Annotated in this window: 13 protein-coding genes; 3 read left to right on the top strand and 10 right to left on the bottom strand. The window is 64.1% G+C overall.

Annotated elements, in window-relative coordinates; all coding sequences use genetic code 11:
• Positions 1 to 147: 147 nt before the first annotated feature.
• Both DMX12_RS25570 and pssA read right to left on the bottom strand, forming a co-directional pair.
• Positions 148 to 1,293: a GGDEF domain-containing protein gene (locus DMX12_RS25570; RefSeq protein ID WP_054913754.1), complete on the bottom strand. Its 1,146-nt coding sequence runs from the start codon at positions 1,291 to 1,293 to the stop codon at positions 148 to 150.
• A 291-nt stretch (positions 1,294 to 1,584) separates the two neighbouring features.
• Positions 1,585 to 2,913: a CDP-diacylglycerol--serine O-phosphatidyltransferase gene (pssA, locus tag DMX12_RS25565; protein ID WP_110679806.1), complete on the bottom strand. Its 1,329-nt coding sequence runs from the start codon at positions 2,911 to 2,913 to the stop codon at positions 1,585 to 1,587.
• Between the two features lie 181 nt (positions 2,914 to 3,094).
• Here pssA and DMX12_RS25560 point away from each other — a divergent pair, with 181 nt between their 5' ends.
• A complete protein-coding gene (locus DMX12_RS25560) occupies positions 3,095 to 4,102 on the top strand; it encodes a GlxA family transcriptional regulator (RefSeq protein WP_110679805.1) in 1,008 nt (335 codons plus the stop codon).
• A gap of 58 nt (positions 4,103 to 4,160) precedes the next feature.
• On the opposite strand, the gene DMX12_RS25555 is transcribed toward DMX12_RS25560, so the two are convergent.
• From DMX12_RS25555 to katG, 3 genes are all read right to left on the bottom strand, one after another.
• Positions 4,161 to 5,495, bottom strand: a complete 1,335-nt coding sequence (locus DMX12_RS25555) for an MFS transporter (RefSeq protein WP_110679804.1) — start codon at positions 5,493 to 5,495, stop codon at positions 4,161 to 4,163.
• Between the two features lie 141 nt (positions 5,496 to 5,636).
• Positions 5,637 to 6,848, bottom strand: coding sequence for a M24 family metallopeptidase (locus tag DMX12_RS25550; RefSeq protein WP_110679803.1), 1,212 nt, complete (start codon positions 6,846 to 6,848; stop codon positions 5,637 to 5,639).
• A gap of 156 nt (positions 6,849 to 7,004) precedes the next feature.
• Positions 7,005 to 9,263, bottom strand: a complete 2,259-nt coding sequence (gene katG / locus DMX12_RS25545) for a catalase/peroxidase HPI (protein WP_110679802.1) — start codon at positions 9,261 to 9,263, stop codon at positions 7,005 to 7,007.
• Positions 9,264 to 9,626: 363 nt separating this feature from the next.
• Between katG and DMX12_RS25540 the strand changes: the two genes are divergently transcribed.
• The gene (locus tag DMX12_RS25540; protein ID WP_110679801.1) at positions 9,627 to 10,535 is read left to right on the top strand and encodes a LysR family transcriptional regulator; all 909 of its coding nucleotides are present in this window, start codon (positions 9,627 to 9,629) and stop codon (positions 10,533 to 10,535) included.
• A 12-nt stretch (positions 10,536 to 10,547) separates the two neighbouring features.
• Here the strand turns inward: DMX12_RS25540 and DMX12_RS25535 are convergent, their stop codons facing one another.
• On the bottom strand, positions 10,548 to 11,426 hold the full coding sequence (locus tag DMX12_RS25535) for a DMT family transporter (protein WP_009682408.1): 879 nt from the start codon (positions 11,424 to 11,426) through the stop codon (positions 10,548 to 10,550).
• 247 nt (positions 11,427 to 11,673) lie between these two features.
• On the opposite strand from DMX12_RS25535, the gene DMX12_RS25530 reads away from it, so the two are divergent.
• The gene (locus DMX12_RS25530) at positions 11,674 to 12,498 is read left to right on the top strand and encodes an aldo/keto reductase (protein ID WP_110679800.1); all 825 of its coding nucleotides are present in this window, start codon (positions 11,674 to 11,676) and stop codon (positions 12,496 to 12,498) included.
• A 103-nt stretch (positions 12,499 to 12,601) separates the two neighbouring features.
• Here DMX12_RS25530 and DMX12_RS25525 read toward each other — a convergent pair whose 3' ends face one another.
• From DMX12_RS25525 to DMX12_RS25510, 4 genes are read right to left on the bottom strand one after another with little or no spacing between them, the layout of a single operon-like run.
• Complete coding sequence (locus DMX12_RS25525) at positions 12,602 to 14,092, bottom strand: efflux transporter outer membrane subunit (protein ID WP_110679799.1); 1,491 nt, start codon at positions 14,090 to 14,092, stop codon at positions 12,602 to 12,604.
• Positions 14,089 to 17,196 carry an efflux RND transporter permease subunit gene (locus DMX12_RS25520; RefSeq protein ID WP_110679798.1) on the bottom strand — a complete coding sequence of 1,036 codons (3,108 nt, stop codon included), beginning with the start codon at positions 17,194 to 17,196 and terminating at the stop codon, positions 14,089 to 14,091. The genes DMX12_RS25525 and DMX12_RS25520 overlap by 4 nt, the downstream gene beginning before the upstream one ends.
• Positions 17,193 to 20,291 carry an MdtB/MuxB family multidrug efflux RND transporter permease subunit gene (locus DMX12_RS25515; RefSeq protein WP_110679797.1) on the bottom strand — a complete coding sequence of 1,033 codons (3,099 nt, stop codon included), beginning with the start codon at positions 20,289 to 20,291 and terminating at the stop codon, positions 17,193 to 17,195. The genes DMX12_RS25520 and DMX12_RS25515 overlap by 4 nt, the downstream gene beginning before the upstream one ends.
• Positions 20,288 to 21,607, bottom strand: a complete 1,320-nt coding sequence (locus DMX12_RS25510) for an MdtA/MuxA family multidrug efflux RND transporter periplasmic adaptor subunit (protein WP_110679796.1) — start codon at positions 21,605 to 21,607, stop codon at positions 20,288 to 20,290. The genes DMX12_RS25515 and DMX12_RS25510 overlap by 4 nt, the downstream gene beginning before the upstream one ends.
• Positions 21,608 to 21,720: the final 113 nt, after the last annotated feature.

The following is a 21,720-nucleotide window of genomic DNA, read 5'->3' as shown; positions in this document are numbered from 1 at the left end:
AAACAAACGTAGGAGCGAGCGCAGCTCGCGATTGCGCCGCGCGGGCGGCGCTCGATCTCACAGGCGCTGAAGATGCTGCGGCTACCCTTGCCAGAAACCATAGAATCTCCCACAGGGATCGTATCAGGGCTGACCAAGGCTGAAGCCTCACTGGCCAACCCCCGCCATCGACCGCTCGACAAAACGAATACTGTCCCGCCCACCCCGCTTGGACTGATACAACGCCACATCACCCTGCTCGATCAGTGCCGCCAGACTCGCCGGCGGCTGGTCGAACAGGTTGGCGCCAATACTGAGCGTCACCGCCTCCGGCGTCGGCACCGTCTTGCCCGCATACAGCTGGAACTGCTCCCGCAAGATCCCACCCAGGTCCAACACCCGCTCATTGCTGGTGCCACTGAGCAATATGACAAACTCGTCCCCGCCCAAACGCGCCGCCAACGAGCGCTCCGGCAGCACCGTACGGATCATCTCGCTCAGGGCGACCAGCAACCGATCCCCGGCAATATGCCCATGCAGGTCATTGACCAGCTTGAAATTGTCGATGTCGATCAGCAGCAATGCACCAGGCTGGGTTGGGCTGACGTCCTTGAAAAAAGGTGCTGCCCGCACTTCCAGGGCCCGCCGGTTGTACAGCGCGGTCAGCGGGTCGCGTGCCGCCAGCCGGGCAATTCGCTCCTCGCGTCGGTAACGCACGGTGCCAGTCATCGACAAGGCAATCAGCATGATCGCCATCGCCCCCTCCACTAGCGAAACCTGAATGATCAGCCCGCCAAACGTGGCCAGGTCGATCAAGGTACCCGGTGCAATCGCAATGATTGCCTTGACCACGTAGAACACACCATGGAGCAACAGCACGTAGCGCAGCTGCACCGCGCCAACGCTCAACGACTTGCCATGGGGCCGCAACAGGAAGCTCGCCTTGAGGGTCAGCGCCGCTACCAGCAACGAGTTGACCATCAACATCACCTTCGACCACTGCGGCCCCACGGGCAACAGCAGCAGGGCGAACCAGACCAGCACGATGACCAGCCAGGCCCGTGACAAACGCTCCTGGGTAAAGCGCAGCACACCCCACAAGAAGAACCCATGGGCCACTACCAGCAAGCCATTGGCGAACCAAATGCCGATGAACAGCAAACCGATCCCGCGCAGCAAGGCCAGCACGCAACCGACCGTGATGGTGGCGAAGCCTGCGCTCCAGAACAGTAGCGAGGACTCGCGGACACTGCGCCACTCAATTGCCAAATACAGGGCAGCCGCTGCTGCCAGGGCAACCGAAATGGTCAGCATCGTAGGTGGATCTAGCGCCATATACGCTTTGGCCTATCTGGTTAACAAGGAAAAGGGCGCGATTGTATGCGCTTGTGATGACTTTTCAGAGGGGCCCTGGTCGGGAGCCCGTAAATCATAGCTCAACCGCAGGAACGCCTGCGGCAGCACCGATATCATATTGATATCATCGCAAGCTGAACAGCTGACCTGACGATCAGTCAGCTTCCCTTCATGAGGCACTCGGTCAGGCCCAGGCAGCCATTTCCTTGCGCCAGATCGTTGCGCTACCGCGCCGTGCTTCAGCCGGTGTCACAACACCCGCTTGATCAACGGTTCCAGGCGGCTGTAGCGCAACCGCCGCAGGAACCGGCGCACTTCCTTGGGGTGTTCGGCCTTCACCCCCAGGGCCTCCAGCGAATCGATCGGCGGTGCGAAATGGCGCAACCCGTCGAGCTCCGCTTCACGCGGCGCCAACCATTGCCCATGCGGGTCGTCGATCAGCAAGCCGTTCTCCAGGTCCAGGTTGAACCCCCGCGGGTTCAGGTTGTTGCCGGTCAGCAGCGAATAACGCTGATCGACCCACACCCCCTTGGCATGAAACGTATGCCCCGGGTCGTTCCAGATGCGCACTTGTAGCTGCCCGCTGACTATCGCCGCCTGGCGGCGACGAACGAAGGCGCGCAAGGTGTCCTCGTACAGGTAAGGCAACGCGCCACTGGCGCTGAACGGTTCGCCTGGGGGGATATAGAAGTCGTTCGCTGTGCGGTCGCCGACAATCAACTCAACCCGCACTCCACGTGCCAACGCCTGGTCAAGCTCGCGCATCACGACACGTGGCGGGTTGAAATACGGCGTACTGATGATGATCTGCGCCTGCGCCGCCGCCAGCAGCGCGCACACGGCCCGGTTCAACCGGTTGCCTCGGCCCACGCCCAGCAGCGGTATGACCCGCAGGCCCTGCCCTGGCTCAGGGGCCGGGGCCTGATAGGCCATGCGCCGCAACCGCGCGCGCAGGCGCCGGATGTCACCGCGCAGGCTACGGGTAGAAGGTGGCGCCGGCAGATCGAGACGCGGCGTGGCGGCCGGATGCAGCAGGCGCTGCACCAGGTCGGCCATGGCGTCCGCCAGTGCCGGTGACTGGAACAGGTGATAGCGGTCCAGGCGGTAGCGATCGAAACGGTGCAGGTACACGTTGTTCAGGCTGGCACCGGTATAGATCACACAGTCGTCGATGATGCTGCCCTTGAGGTGCAACACCCCAAACAGCTCGCGGGTCTGCACCGGCACCCCATGGATGGCGATCTCCAGCCCGTGCAACTGGCGCTGGGCCTGGTACCAGGCCGCATTGCCCGGCTGACGCCCGGCCCCCAGCAGCCCGCGGCGGGCGCGGAACCAGTCGACCACGACGGTGATTTGCAGGCCTGGGCGCGCGGCCTTGGCCTGGTACAAGGCGTCCAGTACTTCCTGGCCTGCCTCGTCTTCCTGCAGGTACAGGGCCACGATGACAATGCGCCGGGTGGCCATGCCGATACGCTCGAGCAGGCAGGCACGGTAGGCCTTGGCATCGGGCAGCACCTGAATCGAGTCGGGTGCGATAGCGTAGCCTGGCAGGCTTGCCAGCAAGGTTTCGGGGTTCACTGACAATCACCTTCTCTATGCGATCACTGTCGGCCCTGCCAACGGGCAGAGCCATTCCTGGCCGCTGCGCCCTGGGTGTAAGATCGACCCGGCAACGACCTATAACAACAAGCACCACGCGAGGCCCTGTTTTCTCACTGCCCCTGACAAACCACGGCTCAGCTTGCACAGGTACAGCGCAATGGTCCACCCCGTTTCTGCAAACCCGCCGCTTTCAAGTGTAAAGCGTTGTTCGGTCAAGACCTTCGGCTTTCTGATTTTGCCCAATTTCACCACGATCGGCCTGGCATCGGCCGTCGAAACCCTGCGCATGGCCAACCTGGCCGCACATCAAGCGTTGTTTCGCAGTGTGTTGATTGCGGCGGATGAGGCACCGGTGGTGGCCAGCAACGGCATGCGCGTACTGCCCGACTACAGCATCGCCAACGCCCCAGCCCTGGACACGCTGCTGGTGGTAGGCGCCAACCCGATCGACCGTGGCCGCGGCAACCGCCCGCTGATCGAATGGCTGCGCCACCTGGCACGGCAACACCTGCCCCTGGGCGGTATCTGCACCGGCAGTTACCTGCTGGCCAGGGCCGAGCTGCTCACCGGCTACCGCTGTACCATCCACTGGGAAGACCTGCCAACCCTGCAAGCGCATTTTCCCGGCATCGTCATCTCCAGCCAGCTGTTCGAGCTGGACCGCGACCGTTACACCTGCTCGGGCGGGGTGGCGGCGATGGACATGATGCTGCAACTGGTAGCCCGCGAGCCCGGAGGCCAGGCTATCGCCGCCAAGGCCGCCGAACTGCTGCTGTGTGATCGCGTGCGTGGCGAGCGCGACCGCCAACGGGTGCCGTTGCGCACCCTGCTCGGCAGTGCCCAGCCCAAACTCAGCCAGGTGGTGGCGATCATGGAGGCCAACCTCGAGGAACCGCTGAAACTCGAAGAGCTGGCCAGCCTCAACGAGGTGACCGTGCGCCAGCTCGAAAGGCTGTTCCACAAATACCTGCAACGCACCCCCAGCCAGTACTACCTGGAACTGCGCCTGTCACACGCACGGGAGCTGCTGCTGCGCAGCGATGTGCAGGTGCGCGAAGTGGCGCTGGCGTGCGGGTTCAGTTCGCCAGCGCATTTCTCCAAGAGCTACAGCCGGTTCTTCGGGTTGTCACCACTGGGCGAGCGGCGGCAGGCCTCGTTGCACTGACCGGGGTCATGGGCTAGGTCAGGTTCGCACCCTTTGCGCGATGTGGGGGCCAGGTGATTCAATCTTCCAGCACAGCGTGGGCTGTTTCCCGGCACATCAGCATGGCCACCAGCGCCACCAGTGCCGCTGCCAGCAAGTAACCCGCCGGCGCCAGTTTGCTGCCGGTCACCTGGATCAGCCAAGTGGCAATGAACGGTGCAGTGCCGCCAAACAGCGCATTGGCCGCATTGAAGCTCAAAGCAAAACCGCTGAAGCGCACCCGCGTGGGAAACAGCTCTGCCAGCAAGCACGGCAAGGTCCCGTCGTTCATCGCCAGCATCGCACCGAACAGGATTTGTATCGCCAGGATCACCAGCAGCGGTTGCCCGTCCAGCAGGCTGAACAGCGGCACGGTCAGGCCCAGGAACAACAGCGATGCCACCACCAGCATGGTTTTGCGTCCAAACAGGTCAGACAGCCGCCCCATCAGGAAAACCAGGCCGATATAGGTGGCCAGCGACACCGTCGACGCAATGAATGAATCCCGCTCGCTCATGCCCATTTCAGTGGACAGATAGGTCGGCATGTAGCTGAGCAGCAAATAGAACGCCACCGCGTTCAGGCAGGTAACCCCCATGCCGATAGCCAGGCTGCGGCGATGCTGGCCGAGCAGTTCGCGCAAGGGCGCCGGAGCCATGCCGGCCTTGGCTTCCAGGCGCTGCTCCATTTCCAGGAACTTGGGCGTGTCCTGCAAACTGATGCGGATGTAGCGCCCCACCAGGCCAAACGGCGCCGCCAGCAGGAACGGCAGGCGCCAGCCCCAGCTGTGCAGGGCTTCATTGCTGAGCGCTTCATGCAACAGCGCGACGAACGCTGCCCCGAACAACAGGCCCGCCGCGATACTGGCCGGCACAATGCTGGTGTACAAGCCACGCCGGCCCGGCGGCGCGTACTCGGCCAGGAACGCTGCTGCACCGGCATACTCACCCGAAGCGGAAAACCCCTGCACCAGGCGAATCAGCAACAGCAGCGCCGGCGCCCATAGGCCGATCTGGGCGTAGCCGGGTAGCAAGCCTATGCAGAAGGTGGACAGCGACATGATCAGGATCGACCACGACAGCGCCGTGCGCCGGCCATACCGGTCGCCGAAATGGCCCCAGACGATGCCGCCCAATGGGCGTACCAGAAACGACAGGGCGAACACTGCAAAGGTTGCCAACAGGCTGGTGGCCTTGTCGGCCTGCGGGAAGAAGGTGGCGGCGATGATGGTGGCCAGGTAGCCATAGGCTGCGTAGTCGAACCATTCGACGAAGTTGCCCATGAAACTGGCCCGGGCAGCCCTGCGCAGGGCTTGGCGTTCGGCGCTGTGCGAAACGCCAGCGACGGCGGATGGGTCAAGGGTGGTGCTGGACATGACGGGTACCCCATGGTTGTTCTAATTGGAGGCAGGGTGTGGTGGTCATACGGGATATTGTTGTTGTGTGTAGTGGCTTTGGCGCCGACACACCGGCGCCCACAGGGCGCTGGCGTGCCGGCGATGAAGCCGGCATCAGTCTTATTTGCGAATGATGTTGTGCTCCGGCCCATACGGGAACCGGGTGATGTTTTCGGCACCGCTGTCGTTGACGATCAGGATGTCATGCTCGCGATAGCCACCGGCCCCAGGCCGGCCTTCGGGCAGCATGATCATCGGCTCGATCGACACCACCATGCCCGGTTCCAGCACTGTGTCGATGTCTTCACGCAGTTCAAGCCCGGCCTCGCGGCCGTAGTAATGGCTCAAGGTGCCGAATGAGTGGCCATAGCCGAAGGTGCGGTATTGCAGCAGGTCATGGCGCAGGAAAATGTCATTCAGTTCACGGGCAATGTCGCTGCAGCGCATGCCTGGGCGCACCAGTTTCAGCCCGGCTTCGTGCACCTCGACGTTGGCCTGCCATAACCGCAGGTGCGCGTCCGGGCAGTGGTCGAGGAACAGCGTACGCTCCAGGGCGGTGTAGTAGCCGGCGATCATCGGGAAGCAGTTGAGGCTCAGGATCTCCCCCTTGCCGACCCGGCGGCTGGTGACCGGGTTGTGTGCACCGTCGGTGTTGAGCCCGGACTGGAACCAGGTCCAGGTGTCCATCAGTTCGGCATCCGGAAAGCGTCGGGCAATCTCGCGCACCATCGCCTGGGTCGCGTGCAGCGCCACCTCGTACTCCGGCACCTGGTCACGCAGTGCCTCGACCACCGCAGCCCCGCCGATATCGGCTACCTGAGCACCGTGGCGGATCAGCGCCTGTTCCTCGGCCGACTTGATCATGCGCATGCGCATGCAGGGCGCGCCGATATCGACCAGTTCCGCTTTCGGATAGCAGGCCGCGAACTTGGCGTGGTTCTGCAGGTTGAGGTGGTCGTACTCCACCCCGATGCGCGAGGCCAGGGGCAACGCCTGCTGGATCGCGACGAAGTAGTTGTCACGTTGCCAGTCGGTGTAGACGATGTTGTCCGTACCGACCGTACGCCGCCACGGTTGCCCGCCATCGATATTGGCGCTGACTGAGACGACCTTGTCCTGGGTAACGACCAGCGCATAGGGGCGGCCGAACGAGCAATAGAGGAAGTCGCTGTAATAGTTGACGTTGTGGTACGAGGTGAAAATGGCCGCTTCGATGTCGTGTTCCGCCATGTAGGCCCGCAGCCGGGCGTGGCGGGCGGCATATTCCTGGGCAGAAAAGGTCGGCTGCACCTTGTTGCCGTTGCGGATGTTCAGGGTCTTGGGCATTTGCATGGTCGGGTTTCCTTGTCGTTGTGAGCACGCTGTTCAGGCCGGCCGCCTGAGAAGCATTGCAACAGAACCGACAAGGGCACTTTTGTATCTATCCGACCTGGAATTGGCGGGATCGCCAATGGCAACGGGGGCTGCCCAGCAGCCCCCGCAGGTTCCTCACTTCAGGTCAAAACGGTCCAGTTCCATGACCTTCTCCCAGGCGGCAACGAAATCGCGCGCGAACTTGGCGCCGCCATCACTGCTGCCGTACACCTCGCTCAACGCCCGCAATTGCGCATGCGACCCAAACACCAGGTCGACGCGGCTTGCGCTCCATTTCACTTGCCCGCTCTTGCGGTCGCGGCCTTCGAACGCTTCGTTGTCTGCCGAAGTTGGCTTCCACTCCACGCCCATGTCCAGCAGGTTGCGGAAGAAATCGTTGCTCAGGGTACCGACCTTGTCGGTGAACACGCCCTGTTGACTCCCCGCATGGTTGGCACCCAACACGCGCAGCCCGCCGATCAGTACGGTCATTTCCGGCGCGGTCAAGGTCAACAGCTGCGCCTTGTCCAGCAACAACTTCTCGGCTTTGACGCTGTAGCGGCCCTTGCTGAAATTTCGGAAGCCGTCTGCCAGCGGCTCCAGCACGGCGAACGATTCCACGTCGGTCTGTGCCTGCGTAGCATCGGCACGGCCCGGGCGAAACGCCACGCTCAGGTCATGACCGGCGTCCTTGGCGGCCTTCTCCACGGCAGCGGCACCGGCCAGCACGATCAAGTCGGCCAGGGAAATGTGCTTGCCGCTGGCAGCGAACTCGGCCTGGATGTGCTCAAGCGCGGCAACGACCTTGCCGGTGCCCTGGTTGGCCACCCAGTCTTTTTGCGGTGCCAGGCGCAAGCGACCACCGTTGGCACCGCCGCGCTTGTCAGAGCCCCGGAAGGTCGATGCTGCAGCCCAGGCCGTGGCCACCAGCTCGCCCACGCTCAGGCCCGTGGCCAGCACCTTGGCCTTGAGCGCGGCAATGTCCTGCTCGCCCACCAGCGGGTGGTCGACTGGCGGGATCGGGTCTTGCCACAGCAGCTCTTCATTGGGCATTTCCGGGCCCAGGTAGCGCGCCAGCGGGCCCATGTCGCGGTGGATCAGCTTGTACCAGGCGCGGGCGAAAGCATCTTCCAGTTGCTCAGGGTTGTCCTTGAAGCGCTTGGCGATAGGCCCATAGACCGGGTCGAAACGCAGCGCCAGGTCGGACGTGAGCATCGACGGCGCGTGGCGTTTGGCCGGGTCGTGGGCATCCGGTACGGTGCCCGCGCCTTTGCCTTCTTTCGGTGTCCACTGGTGGGCACCTGCGGGGCTTTTGGTCAGCTCCCACTCGAAGTCGAACAGGTTGTTCAGGTACTCGTTGCTCCACTTCGTCGGCGTCGAAGTCCAGGTCACTTCAAGGCCGCTGGTGATGGTGTCGCCGCCCTTGCCGGTACCCAACCTGTTGGCCCAGCCCAGGCCCTGCAGTTCCAGCCCAGCGGCTTCCGGCTCGGGGCCGACATTGTCGGCCGGGCCGGCACCGTGGGTCTTGCCGAAGGCATGGCCGCCGGCGATCAGCGCCACCGTTTCTTCATCGTTCATGGCCATGCGGCCAAAGGTTTCACGGATGTCCCTGCCCGAGGCGACCGGGTCGGGGTTGCCCTCCGGCCCTTCCGGGTTTACGTAGATCAGGCCCATCTGCACGGCCGCCAGCGGGTTCTCTAGGTTACGCTCGCCACCGAGGTCTCGGCTTTGTTCCTGCGGGTGCTTGGCGGGCTCTGCCACCAGGTCCCCTTGCCCGGGCGGCTGGGCCTTGACCTGCTCCTTGCCATAGCGGGTATCGCCACCCAGCCAGACCTTTTCCGAGCCCCAGTAGACATCTTCGTCCGGCTCCCACACATCGGCGCGGCCGCCAGAGAAGCCGAAGGTCTTGAAGCCCATCGACTCAAGCGCCACATTGCCCGTGAGCACGATCAGGTCGGCCCAGGAAATCTTGTTGCCATACTTTTGCTTGATCGGCCACAGCAGGCGCCGTGCCTTGTCCAGGCTGACGTTGTCTGGCCAGCTGTTGAGCGGTGCGAAGCGTTGCTGGCCAGAGCCTGCGCCACCGCGGCCATCGGCAATGCGGTAGGTGCCGGCGCTGTGCCAGGCCATGCGGATGAACAGCGGGCCGTAGTGGCCGAAATCGGCCGGCCACCAGTCCTGCGAATCGGTCATCAACGCGGTCAGGTCTTGCTTCAGGGCCTGGAAGTCCAGGCTTTTGAAGGCCTTGGCATAGTCGAAGTCCGGCTCCATCGGGTCAGACTTCGACGAGTGCTGGTGCAGGATTCTGAGGTTGAGCTGGTCAGGCCACCAGTCACGGTTGGTGGTGCCGCCACCTGCGGTTTGATGGAACGGGCATTTCGATTCGTTCGACATCTGCGGGTACCTTTAGGTCGATTATCCAGATTTCCGGTCTATGCCAGATGTTCGCTCAGCCGAGCAGGCGCGCGTGCCATGCCTGATCAGGTGGAAACGGGGGCTTGCGAAGCTGTCACACCAGGTGGGTGCGGTCTTGCACGGGGGTGCTGCCCCCACCGGTGCGCGGAATTCGCGGGGCCAGGAGAAAGACTAGCCGAGCCTGGGCGCAGGTCTAATAGAGCGGTTGTTTGGCCGCGATAGGTTGGCTCTTTCAGCGCCGCAGCTTCAGCCACCAGGCCGCCGGCACATCCATACAAGGCACGACGCGGCGGCCCATGCTTCAATACAGCGCAAATCCTTTAGCTCCGGAACCCAAGCCTCATGAACCGCAACGACCTGCGCCGCGTCGACATGAACCTGCTGGTGCTGTTCGAAGCCTTGATGATCGAACGCAACCTCACCCGCGTTGGTGAAAAGCTGTTCATCACCCAGTCCACCGTCAGCGCCGCCCTCGCCCGCCTGCGCGAACTGTTCGACGACCCCCTGCTGATCCGCAGCGGGCGCGCCATGGAGCCCACGCCACGGGCGATGCAGATCTTCGCGGAGCTGGGCCCGGCCATGGATGTGATTTCCGCGGCCATCAGCCGCGCCCGCGAGTTCGACCCGGCCAGCAGTTGCAACGTCTTCCGCCTCGGGCTGTCGGACGATGCCGAGTTCGGCCTGTTTCCAGCCTTGCTGCAAGCCCTGCGTGAAGAGGCGCCGGACATCAGCGTGGTGGTGCGGCGGGCCAACTTTCTGCTGATGCCAGGCTTGCTGGCCAGCGGTGAGATCTCGGTGGGCGTGAGCTACACCACTGACCTGCCGGCAACCGCCAAGCGCCGCAAGCTGCGCGATATCGGCGTGCGGGTGCTGCGCGCCGACGATCGCCCGGGGCCGCTGACACTCGACGAATACTGTGCCCGGCCGCATGTGATGGTGTCGTTCTCCGGTGACATGAGCGGCAACATCGACCTCGACCTGGCGCGGATCGGTCGATCCCGCAAAGTGGTGCTGGCGGTGCCGCAGTTCGGCAGCCTGCGCGCCCTGCTGCGCAACACCGAACTGATCGCCACGGTACCTGACTACGCTGCCAGTGCACTGGTCGAGGACAGTTGTCTACGCGCCGACCCTGCACCGTTCGAGATCACCGAGGCCGAGCTGTCGATGGTCTGGAGCGGTGCCCAGGACAACGACCCGGCCGAGCGCTGGCTGCGTGAGCGCATCATCCAATTCATGGCCAGCCAGCCTTGACGATGGCCAGGCTTACTTGCCCCGCTGCATCCACGCCGCCCCCAGGCCGCTGAGGCAGATCACCGCGATACCCACCAGGCTCAAGGTATCCGGTACCTGGCTGTACACCACCAGGCCAAGCAAGCCGGCGAACACGATCTGGCAATAGCTGAACGGTGCCAGCAACGCGGGTGCCGCATGGCGGAATGCCTGGGTCAGCAACAGGTGCGCGGTCATGCCGAAACCGCCCAGCGCCAACATCAGCAAGGCATGGTCCCAGCGCGGCACTTCCCAGAAGAACGGCACCAGCGCACTCATCGCCAGCGTATTGCACAGCCCCGCATAGAAGTTGCTGGTGGTGGGGCTGTCATGCGCGGCCAGAATACGCGTCAGCAACTGATAGAAGCAGAAGCCCAACGCCGAGCCGAACGGGTACAGAATCGCCGGGGTGAACATGGCCCCACCCGGGTGCACCACCACCAGCACGCCGATGAAACCCAGCACCACCGCCACCCACTGCGCCACGGTAACCCGCTCTTTGAGCAATGGCGCCGACAGTGCGGTGACCAGCACCGGGGCCAGGAAGTTGACCGCCGTTGCCTCGGCCAGTGGCAGGTACTGCAAGCCCGTGGTGAACAGCAGGCTGGTGCTCAGCAGGCTCAAGGCACGCAGGGTCTGCAACAGCGGGCGGCGGGTACGCAGCACGTTCAGGCCGGCCTTGGGCAGGAAAATGCCGGCCATCAGCAGGGTATGCACCACATAGCGCGCCCATACCACCATCACGATCGGGTACAGGCCGCCGAGGAATTTGGACAAGGCATCGTGGCTGGCGAACAGGAACGTCGCAACCACCACCAGGGCGATGCCACGCAAGGGTTTGTTGACGCCGGACAACGGTGTACTGGAACTCATGGCTCTCTCGATGACGACGCCGCCATAGGCCGCGCCAGGGGGATGACCGCGCAGGCGGAGCCTGGCGGATGCAACAGCTGGGATTCTAGAAGAGATGCCGCAACATAAGGAAGTTCATTTGCCGCAGGCCGGGGCCGAACGCATTTTCCGTTCGCTGATCGACCACTTTGCGCGCCGCGCGCATGGCCCGTGCCGCACTGATCATCGACCATGGAGCCTCACCCGGCACACTGTACAAGGAATTGACATGCAAAGGCTCACAACCCGTAACGGCCTGGAACTGCCTGCCCTGGGCCTGGGCACCTGGCCAATGACCGGCAGCGCGTGCACCCAGGCCGTGCGCCAGGCACTGGAGTTAGGCTACCGGCACATCGACACGGCCACCGCCTACGAGAACGAAGCCGCCGTCGGCCAGGCCCTGCGCGACAGCGACGTCCCGCGCGAGCAGGTCCACCTGACCACCAAGGTCTGGTGGGACCGGCTGCAACCCAAGGCCATGCGCGCGTCGCTGGAAGCCAGCCTGCGGGCACTGGGCACCGAGCAGGTGGACCTGTTCCATATTCACTGGCCCGGCCAGCATGAAGACCTGGCCCGCAGTATCGAGACCTTGGTGGCCCTGCGTGAAGAAGGCAAGGCACGCCACATTGGTGTGGCCAACTTCCCCTTGGGCTTGCTACGCGAGGTCGTGGAACAGCACGGGGCGCCGTTGTCGGCGATCCAGGTGGAGTACCACGTGCTGCTCTCCCAGCAGCCGCTGCTCGATTATGCCCGTAGGCATGATCTGCTGCTCACCGCCTATACCCCGCTGGCCCGCGGCCAGGCGGCGGCGCACCCGGTGATCCAGGCGATTGCCGGCAAGCACGGCGTACTGCCCAGCCAGGTGGCGCTCAAATGGCTACTGGACCAGGACGGTGTGGCGGCGATCCCCAAGGCCAGCAGCCGCGAAAACCAGTTGGCCAACCTGGCGGCGCTGAACGTGCAACTGGATGACGAGGACCGCGCTGCGATTGCCGAGCTGCCGAAAGACCAGCGAGTGGTCAGCCCGCCCTTTGCCCCGGACTGGAATAGCTGACCGGGGGCCGCGCCGGTGGCGCTCAGTGCCGGGCGCCACTCACCAGATAATTGAGCAATGCGGGCTCATCTGCCAGGTCAATGGCCCGCACTGGGCGGTGCCGTCAATCCTGCTCGGCAAACGCCTGCCCGGCATCCCAGCCACCGCCTAGCGCGGCCACCAGTTGCACACTGGCCACCAGGCGCCCTTGCAGCAGGTTCAGCACACTGCGCTCGTTACTCAGCGCCGTGGCCTGCACATTGACGACGTCCAGGTAACCGATCAAGCCTGCGCGGTACTGGTTTTCGGTCAGGCGCAGCGACTCACGGGCGGCATCCAGCGCCTCCTGGCGCACCACCGCTTCATCACCGTAGACCTTCAACTGCACCAGCAGGTTTTCCACTTCCTTGAAGCTGTCCAGCACGGTCTGCCGGTACTGCGCCACGGTCTGGTCATACACCGCCACGGTGCGGTCAACCTCGGCACTGCGCTTGCCGGCGTCGAACAGGGTCAGCGCCAGTTGCGGCCCCACCGACCAGTAGCGGTTGGGCAATTCGATCCAGTTGTTGAAACTGCTGCTGGAATACCCCCCATTCATGCTCAGGCTGAGGTCCGGGAAGTACGCCGCCCGCGCCACGCCGATATTGGCGTTGGCAGCCATTACATTGCGCTCGGCCGCAGCAATGTCTGGCCGACGCTCGAGCAATTGCGAAGGCAGTGACACCGGAATGCGCGGCAGCGCGGGGATAGCCTTGCTGTCGGCCAGGTTGAAGTCGGCCGGGGGCTTGCCCAGCAACACCGCAATGGCGTTCTCGAACTGCGCACGCTGCCAGATCAGGTCGATCAGGTCAGCCTGGGTGCTTTTCAGCTGGGTGCGCGCCTGGGCAACCGCATCGGGGCCGGCAACGCCGGCGCGGTACTGGTTTTCATTCATCCGCAACGAACGCTGGTAAGCGGCCACGGTCGCCTCGAGCAAGCGCTTCTGCTCGTCGATCACCCGCAGTTGCAGGTAGTTCTGCACCAGTTCCGACTGCTGGCTCAAGCGGATCGAGGCGAGGTCGGCGAGGCTGGCTTGGGCACTGGCCTGGTTGGCACTCAGGGTTTCCCGCAACTTGCCCCACAGGTCGATTTCCCAGCTCACGCCCAACTGCGCATTGTAGGTGTCGCGTATGCCGCTGCTGTTGTTGGACAGGCTGGAGCTGGAGCTGCCAGTACCCTGCGCCGAGCGGTTCTTGCTGGCACTCAGGTCAAGGCTGGGGAACAGCGACGCACGGCTGCTGCGCACCAGCGCCTGGGCCTGGCGGTACTGGGCTTCGGACTGCGCCACGGTCTGGTTGCTGCGGTTCAGTTCCTCGACCAGCGCATTGAGCCCGGCGTCGCCATAGATTTCCCACCAGGCGCCACGGGCGATGGCATCGGACGGTGTGGCCTGGGTCCAGCCCTCGGCGTGTTTGAACTGCGCCGCCGTGCTGTCCAGCGCCGGGCGCTGGTAGTCCGGGCTCAGGGTGCAGGCACTGAGCATGGCCACGCACAACCCGGCGCTGAGCAGGCGCGAGCCACGCCCGCGGGTCAACGCCTGCAGGCCACGGTGCAGTGGGGAGTGGGCAAATGTCATAGCGGGGTTTCCATGGCGGCGTCGGTGCGCACACCGCGCCAACGGTTGAAGCGGTGGCGCAGGCGGTCGAGGTACAGATAGACCACCGGCGTCGTGTAAAGGGTCAGGATCTGGCTGAACACCAGGCCACCGATGATGGTCAGGCCCAGCGGCTGGCGCATTTCGGCGCCTTCGGCCTGGCTCAGCAGCAGCGGCAAGGCACCGAGGATGGCCGCCAAGGTGGTCATCAGGATGGGCCGCAGGCGCAGCAGGCACGCGCGGCGAATCGACTCCTCCGGAGACAGGCCCTGATGACGCTCAAGCTGCAGGGCCAGGTCGATCATCAGGATGGCGTTCTTCTTCACCACACCAATCAGCAGGAACAACCCCAGCAGCGAGATCAGGCTGAACTCGCCACCGGTCAGGTACAGCGCCAGCAAGGCACCGACGCCGGCCGACGGCAACGTGGAGAGAATGGTCAGCGGGTGAATGTAGCTTTCATACAGAATACCCAGCACCAGGTACACCAGCAGCAATGCACCCAGGATCATGAACGGCTGGCCCTGCTGGGTCTTGGCAAAGGCATCGGCGCTGCCGCCGAGCTTGGCGATCACCCCCTCCGGCAGGCCCAGGGTCGCCACTGCTCGCTCCACGGCGGCCAGGGCCTGGTCGGGGCTATAGCCTTCGGCAATGTCGAAGGCGATGTCTTCGGCAGCGAACTGGCCTTCGTGGCTGACCCTGTCGTTGGCCAGGGTATTTTCGTAGTGGGCGATGGTCGACAACGGCACCCGGGCACCGTCCGCGGTGATCACCTGCACTTGTTCGAGGGTACTGGGGTCCCAGGCGTATTTCGGGTTGATTTCCAGCACCACCTGGTACTGGTTGAGGCTGTCGTAGATGGTGGAAATCTGGCGCTGGCTGTAGGCGTTGTTCAGCACCGTGGTGACCATGTCCATGTCGATCCCCAGCCGCTTGGCCTGGTCGCGGTCCACCACCAGCGTCACCTGCTGGGTGCCACCCCCATCGCGGGCGTCGATGGCAGTCAGCTGCGGCAGCGCGCGCAGCGCAGCGACCACCTTCGGGAACCACTCGCGCAACGCCGCCAGGTCGCCGCTTTGCAGGGTGTACAGGTACTGCGACGAGGTCTGGTCACGCCCGCCGCCCCCCAATTGCAAGTCCTGGTCGGCCATCAGGAACAGCCGCCCACCCGGCACCTTGGGCATCTCTTTGCGCAGGCGCTCGATCACTTTTTGCGCGTCCAGCTTGCGCTCGCTGATCGGCTTCAGGCGCACCAGTATCATGGCATTGTTGGTGCCGCTGTTGCCGCCGATGAAGCCGGCAACGCTCTGCACCGCAGGGTCGGCGAGCAAGGCGCGACGGTAGGTTTCCATCTTCGGCTGCATCACGCTGAACGACAGGCCATCGTCACCGCGGATAAAGCCCATCAGTTGGCCGGTGTCCTGCTGGGGCATCAGCGTCTTGGGCACCACCACGTACAACGCGATATTCAGGCCAATGGTCGCCAGCAGGCTGAACAGGGTCAGGCGCTTGTGGCGCAGGGCCCAACCCAGGCTGCGGTCATAGGCGTCGACCATGCGCAGGTGGAGCTTGTCGCTCCAGCGTTGCAGGCGGGTCTGCTCGGCGTTGTGCGGCCTGAGCCAGCGCGCGCAGAGCATCGGCGTAAGGGTCAACGACACCACCAGCGACACGATGATTGCCGCCGCCAAAGTGATGGAAAATTCCTGGAACAGGTTGCGCACGATGCCGCCCATGAACAGGATGGAAACGAACACCGCCACCAGCGAGACGTTCATCGACAGCAAGGTGAAGCCCACTTCCCTGGCGCCCAGGAAGGCCGCCTTCATGGGCGGCTGGCCGTCTTCAATGTGCCGGGAGATGTTCTCCAGCACCACGATGGCATCGTCCACCACCAGGCCGGTGGCAAGAATCAGCGCCATCAATGACAGGTTGTTGAGCGAAAAACCACACAGGTACATGACAGCGAAAGTACCCACCAGCGATACCGGCACCGCCAGGCTGGGGATCAGCGAGGCGCGCAGGCTGCCGAGGAACAGGTAGACCACCAGAATCACCAGCACCACCGCGATCAGCAGGGTGTGCTCGGCCTCCTTGAGGCTGGCATTGATGACCGGCGACCGGTCCATGGCCACGTTCAACTGCACGCTGGCGGGCAGCAGCGACTGCAGGGCCGGCAGCTGCGCCTTGATCTGCCCGACTGTCTCGATGATGTTGGCGCCAGCCTGGCGGTTGACCACCAGCAGCACCGCCGACTGGTCGTTGAAGAAGCCACTGTTATAGCGGTTCTCGACCCCGTCGGTAATCGCAGCCACGTCGGACAGACGCAGGATGGTCCCGTTCTGCTGGCGAATGACGATGGGCTCGTAGTCCTTGGCCTTCTCCAACTGGTCATTGGCGCGCACCTGCCAGTTGCGCTCGGCGTCTTCGACAAAGCCCATGGGCCGGCGCTGGTTGGCGTTGGCCACCGCGGTGCGCACTTCGTCCAGTGACAGGCCGTACTGGTTGAGCAATTGCGGTTCGACGGCAATGCGCACCGCCGGCAACGAGCTGCCGCCGATCTGCACCTCCCCTACCCCGGACACCTGGGCCAGGCTCTGCGACAGAATGGTGTCGGCCAGGTCGTACAGCTGCCCCTTCTGCAACACGTCCGAGGTCAGCGAAAGCACCATGACCGGCGCCTGCGACGGGTTGATCTTCTTGTAGGTAGGCATGCTGCGCATGCCGCTGGGCAGCAGGTTGCGGGTGGCATTGATGGCCGCCTGCACTTCACGCGCCGCACCGTCGATATCACGGCCTATCTCGAAACCGATGATCACCCGCGTCGAGCCCTGGTTGGAGCTGCTGGTCAGGGTGGTCACGCCGGCGATGCTGCCCAGCTTGCGCTCCAGTGGCGTGGCCACGGTAGAGGCCATGACCTCGGGGCTGGCACCGGACAGGTTGGCCGACACCACGATCACCGGGAAGTCCATTTCCGGCAGTGGCGCAACCGGCAGCAGCTTGAAGCTGACCCCGCCCAGCAGCATGATCGCCAGGCTCAGCAGCATCGTCGCCACCGGGCGACGAATGAACGGCCCCGACAGGTTCATGCTTCGGCCTGCTTCGCGCTATCGGCCGGGCGCCAGCGGCGCGCCAGGCGGTCGAAGTACAGGTAGATGACCGGGGTGGTGAACAACGTCAGCACCTGGCTGACCAGCAAGCCACCGACCATCACCAGGCCCAGCGGCTGTCGCAGCTCGGCGCCGGAGCCTGTGGCCAGCATCAGTGGCACGGCCCCGAACAGCGCCGCCAGGGTGGTCATCAGGATTGGCCGGAAGCGCAACAGCGCCGCCTGGTAGATGGCGTCCCGGGGGCTCATGCCTTGATGGCGTTCGGCTTCGAGGGCGAAATCGATCATCATGATCGCGTTCTTCTTGACGATGCCGATCAGCAGGATGATGCCGATGATCGCGATCATGCCCAGGTCGTTGCCGCTGATGAGCAAGGCCAGCAAGGCGCCGACGGCCGCCGACGGCAGCGTCGAGAGGATGGTCACCGGGTGGATGTAGCTCTCGTACAGCACGCCCAGCACGATGTACATGGTGACCACCGCTGCCAGAATCAGCAGCAAGGTGCTCGACAGCGAGGCCTGGAAGGCCTCCGCCGCCCCCTGGAAGCGGGTTTGCACCCCCAGCGGCATGCCGATGTCCTGCTGTACCTGCTCGATCACTTGCACCGCTTCACCCAGTGACGCGCCATGGGCCAGGTTGAAAGACAGGGTCACGGCCGGGAACTGGCCAATGTGCGAGATCGCCAATTGGGCCTGGCGCTGCTCGATGCGCGCCAATGCCGACAGGCGTACCTGGCCGCCATCGGCAGCCTTGACGTGGACCGATTCCAGCGCCTGCGGGCCGATGACCGCGGCATCTTTGGCCTGCAGCACCACGCGGTACTGGCTGGCCTGGGTGTAGATGGTCGAGATCTGCCGCTGGCCAAACGCGTCGTACAAGGCGTTGGTGACCTGCGACACGGTGATGCCCAAACGGCTGGCCATGTCGCGGTCGATGACCAGGTAGACCTGCAGGCCTTTGTCCTGCAGGTCACTGGCCACATCCGCCAGCTCGGGGCGCTGCTGCAGCGCCTGCACCAGTGTGCCGCTCCATTGCGCCAACAGGTCGGCATCGGGCGACGACAGGCTGAACTGGTACTGGGTGCGGCTGACGCGGTCTTCGATGCTCAGGTCCTGCACCGGTTGCATGAACAGGCGAATGCCCACCAGGCGGTCGACTTGCGGCTGCAGCCGGCTGATCACTTCGCTGGCCGTGACGTCGCGTTCGCCGTGGGGCTTGAGGTTGATCAGCAAGCGGCCGCTGTTGAGCGTGGCGTTGTCACCATCGACACCAATATAGGACGACAGGCTTTGTACGGCCGGGTCCTGCAGGATCACCTTGCTCAAGGCCTGCTGGCGCTCGCTCATGGCGGCGAACGAAGTGGACTGCGGCGCTTCGGAGATGCCTTGGATGACCCCGGTGTCCTGCACCGGGAAGAAGCCCTTGGGCACCACCATGTAGAGGAACACCGTTAACGCCAGGCTTGCCACCGCCACCAGCAACGTCAGCGGCTGGTGCCTGAGCACCCATTGCAGGGCGCTGCCGTAGTGTTTGATCAGCCAGTCGATCCAGGCGCCACTGGCACGGTAGAACCGGCCCTGCTCTTCTTCCTTGGGTTCACGTTTGAGCAGGCGCGCGCACATCATTGGCGTCAGGGTCAGCGACACCACCAGGGAAATCAGGATGGCCACCGCCAGGGTGATGGCGAACTCGCGGAACAGGCGGCCGACCACGTCGGCCATGAACAGCAGCGGGATCAGTACCGCAATCAGCGAGAAGGTCAGCGATATCAGGGTGAAGCCAATTTGCCGGGCGCCCTTGAGCGCGGCCTGCATGGGCGTTTCGCCCTCTTCGATATGGCGGGAAATGTTCTCCAGCATGACGATGGCGTCGTCGACCACGAAGCCGGTGGCGATGGTCAGCGCCATCAGCGTGAGGTTGTTGACCGAGAAGCCGGCCAGGTACATCACGCCGAAGGTGCCGATCAGCGACAGCGGTACCGCGATGGACGGAATGAGGGTGGCGCTGGCCCGGCGCAGGAAGACGAACGTGACCATGACCACCAGCACGATGGCGATCAGCAGTTCGTGCTGGACATCCTTGACCGCGGCACGAATGGTCTGGGTGCGATCGGTGAGCACCGACACATCCAGGCCCGCAGGCAGGTTGTCGGTGATCGACGGCAGCAGCGCCTTGATGCGGTCTACCACTTCGATCACGTTGGCACCCGGCTGGCGCTGGATGTTCAGCAGTACCGCATGGTTTTCGTTGGCCCAGGCTGCCAGGCGCTCGTTCTCGGCACCGTCGACGATTTCGGCCACGTCCTTCAGGCGCAGCGGCGCACCGTTGTTATAGGCCAGGATCAGGTTGGCGTATTCCTCGGGGGAGCGCAGCTGGTCGTTGGCGTCGAGCATCGACACGCGGGTGGGCCCGTCGAAGTTACCCTTGGGCTGGTTGACGTTGGACGCGCCGATCAGCGTGCGGACATCTTCAAGGTTCAGGCCATTGGCCGCCAAGGCATCGACATTGACCTTGATCCGCACCGCCTGGCGCTGGCCCCCGGCGATGCTCACCATGCCCACGCCGCTGATCTGCGCAAGCCTCTGCGCCACCCGGGTATCGACCAGGTCGTTGAGCTTGGGCAGCGGCATGGTCTTGCTGGAAATGGCCAAGGTCAGCACCGGCGTGTCGGCCGGGTTGACCTTGTTGTACACCGGCGGCGCCGGCAGGTCGCTGGGCAGCAGGTTGCTGGCGGCGTTGATCGCGGCCTGTACCTGCTGCTCGGCAACGTCCATGTTCATGTCCAGGTTGAAACGCAGGGTGAGCACCGATGCGCCGCCGGAGCTGGTCGAGGCCATTTGCTCAAGCCCGGGCATCTGGCCGAACTGGCGCTCCAGTGGCGCGGTCACCGCGCTGGTCATGACCTCCGGGCTGGCGCCGGGGTACAGGGTCATGACGCGGATGGTCGGGTAGTCCACCTGCGGCAAGGCAGAAACCGGCAGCAGCTTGTAGGCGATCAGGCCGGCCAGCACGATGGCCAGCATGCTCAGCGTGGTGGCGACCGGCCGCAGGATGAACAGGCGCGAGAGGTTCATGCGCCCGCCTTGCCTGCTGCGGCACCAGGCTGCGCTTGCCCTGGCTGGCCCTCACCGGCATGTGCCGACCCTTTGGCATCCTGGCCCTGCAGTTTCTGGCCTGGGGTCGTCGGCACCTGCGAGCTGTTTTCGACCACCTCGACCTTGGTGCCCTCGCGCAGGCGGTCGGTACCTTCCAGTACCAGGCGGTCGCCGGCCTTCAGGCCATCGAGGATGACGCTGTGCTCGCCATCACTGGCGCCGACCTTGAGCTTGCGTACATTGACCGTGCTCTGGTCGTTGACGACGTAGGCGAACGTGCCGTCGTTACCGAACTGAATGGCTGCCGCCGGGGCCATGACCACCTGCTTGAGGGTGTCGGCCAGCAGACGCACGTTGACGAACTGGTTGGGGAACAGGGCCAGGTCCTTGTTCTCGAAGCGGCCCTTGAATTTCAGGGTGCCGGTGGTGGTGTCGATCTGGTTGTCGATACTGGCCAGTACCCCCTTGGACTGCAGCTTGCTGTCACTGCGGTCCCAGGCCTCGACCGGCAGGCTGGCGCCGCTGCGGTAACGCTGCAGTACGGTGTCCAGTTCGGTTTCCGGCAAGGTGAAGGCAACGCTGATGGGCTCGGTCTGGGTGATGACCACCAGGGCATTGGTGTCGTTGGCCGCTACCAGGTTCCCCAGATCGAGCTGGCGCAGGCCCACCCGGCCGTTGATCGGGGCGCGGATCTGGGTGAACTCCAGGTTTAGCCGGGCATCGTTGACTTGCGCCTGGTTGGTCTTGACCAGGCCCTGAAACTGCGCCACCTGCGCCTCGGCCGTGTCGAGGGTCTGCTTGGCGATACTGTCTTCGGCGTACAAGCCTTTGTAGCGGGCCAGGTCGACCTGGGCGTTCTTCAACTGCGCCTGGTTCTGTGCCAGCGTGCCTTCGGCCTGCTGCAGCGCGATTCGGTAGGTGCGCGGGTCGATTTCGGCGAGCAGGTCGCCGGCCTTGACCTGCTGGCCTTCCTTGAAGTGGATTTTGACCAGCTCGCCTGCCACGCGGCTGCGTACGTTGACCGTGTTGGTCGCAGTCACTGTACCCAGCGCCTTGTAATACAGCGGGAAGTCACCCACGGTCACGGGTTCGACGCGCACAGGCACCGGGTCGGTTGAACCACCGAAGCCCGGGCGGCCGCCCATGCCCATGCCTTTGCCACCACGCCCGCCGCTGGCGTCCTTATGCCCAGGCGTTGCTGCAGGCCACAGCCACCAGGCCAGCGCAGCCACCAGCAGCAGGATCAGCAGGCCGAGCAGCCAGCGACGAGGGGAACGGGAATTGGACGCTTGCATGGGTTGAACGAACCTTGTTCGGAATGACGGCTTGGGGAGGGTGAACGATAAGCACTGGCATCGTTTTAGCAAAGGGCCTTTACCAGAGGTTTACCTTTGGCTGACGTTGCCAA

The sequence above is a fragment of the Pseudomonas sp. MB-090624 genome (assembly GCF_003205245.1).
Lineage (GTDB): Bacteria > Pseudomonadota > Gammaproteobacteria > Pseudomonadales > Pseudomonadaceae > Aquipseudomonas > Aquipseudomonas juntendi.
The sequence above is the reverse complement of the archived record's forward strand: the minus strand, read 5'-3'. Positions and strand labels throughout refer to the sequence as shown.

Coding starts and splice junctions, on each gene's coding strand:
- DMX12_RS25570 (WP_054913754.1), bottom strand. CDS start 1,293: ATGCTGACCATTTCGGTTGCCCTGGCAGCAGCGGCTGCCCTGTATTTG.
- DMX12_RS25560 (WP_110679805.1), top strand. CDS start 3,095: ATGGTCCACCCCGTTTCTGCAAACCCGCCGCTTTCAAGTGTAAAGCGT.
- DMX12_RS25555 (WP_110679804.1), bottom strand. CDS start 5,495: ATGTCCAGCACCACCCTTGACCCATCCGCCGTCGCTGGCGTTTCGCAC.
- DMX12_RS25550 (WP_110679803.1), bottom strand. CDS start 6,848: ATGCAAATGCCCAAGACCCTGAACATCCGCAACGGCAACAAGGTGCAG.
- katG (WP_110679802.1), bottom strand. CDS start 9,263: ATGTCGAACGAATCGAAATGCCCGTTCCATCAAACCGCAGGTGGCGGC.
- DMX12_RS25540 (WP_110679801.1), top strand. CDS start 9,627: ATGAACCGCAACGACCTGCGCCGCGTCGACATGAACCTGCTGGTGCTG.
- DMX12_RS25535 (WP_009682408.1), bottom strand. CDS start 11,426: ATGAGTTCCAGTACACCGTTGTCCGGCGTCAACAAACCCTTGCGTGGC.
- DMX12_RS25530 (WP_110679800.1), top strand. CDS start 11,674: ATGCAAAGGCTCACAACCCGTAACGGCCTGGAACTGCCTGCCCTGGGC.
- DMX12_RS25525 (WP_110679799.1), bottom strand. CDS start 14,092: ATGACATTTGCCCACTCCCCACTGCACCGTGGCCTGCAGGCGTTGACC.
- DMX12_RS25520 (WP_110679798.1), bottom strand. CDS start 17,196: ATGAACCTGTCGGGGCCGTTCATTCGTCGCCCGGTGGCGACGATGCTG.
- DMX12_RS25515 (WP_110679797.1), bottom strand. CDS start 20,291: ATGAACCTCTCGCGCCTGTTCATCCTGCGGCCGGTCGCCACCACGCTG.
- DMX12_RS25510 (WP_110679796.1), bottom strand. CDS start 21,607: ATGCAAGCGTCCAATTCCCGTTCCCCTCGTCGCTGGCTGCTCGGCCTG.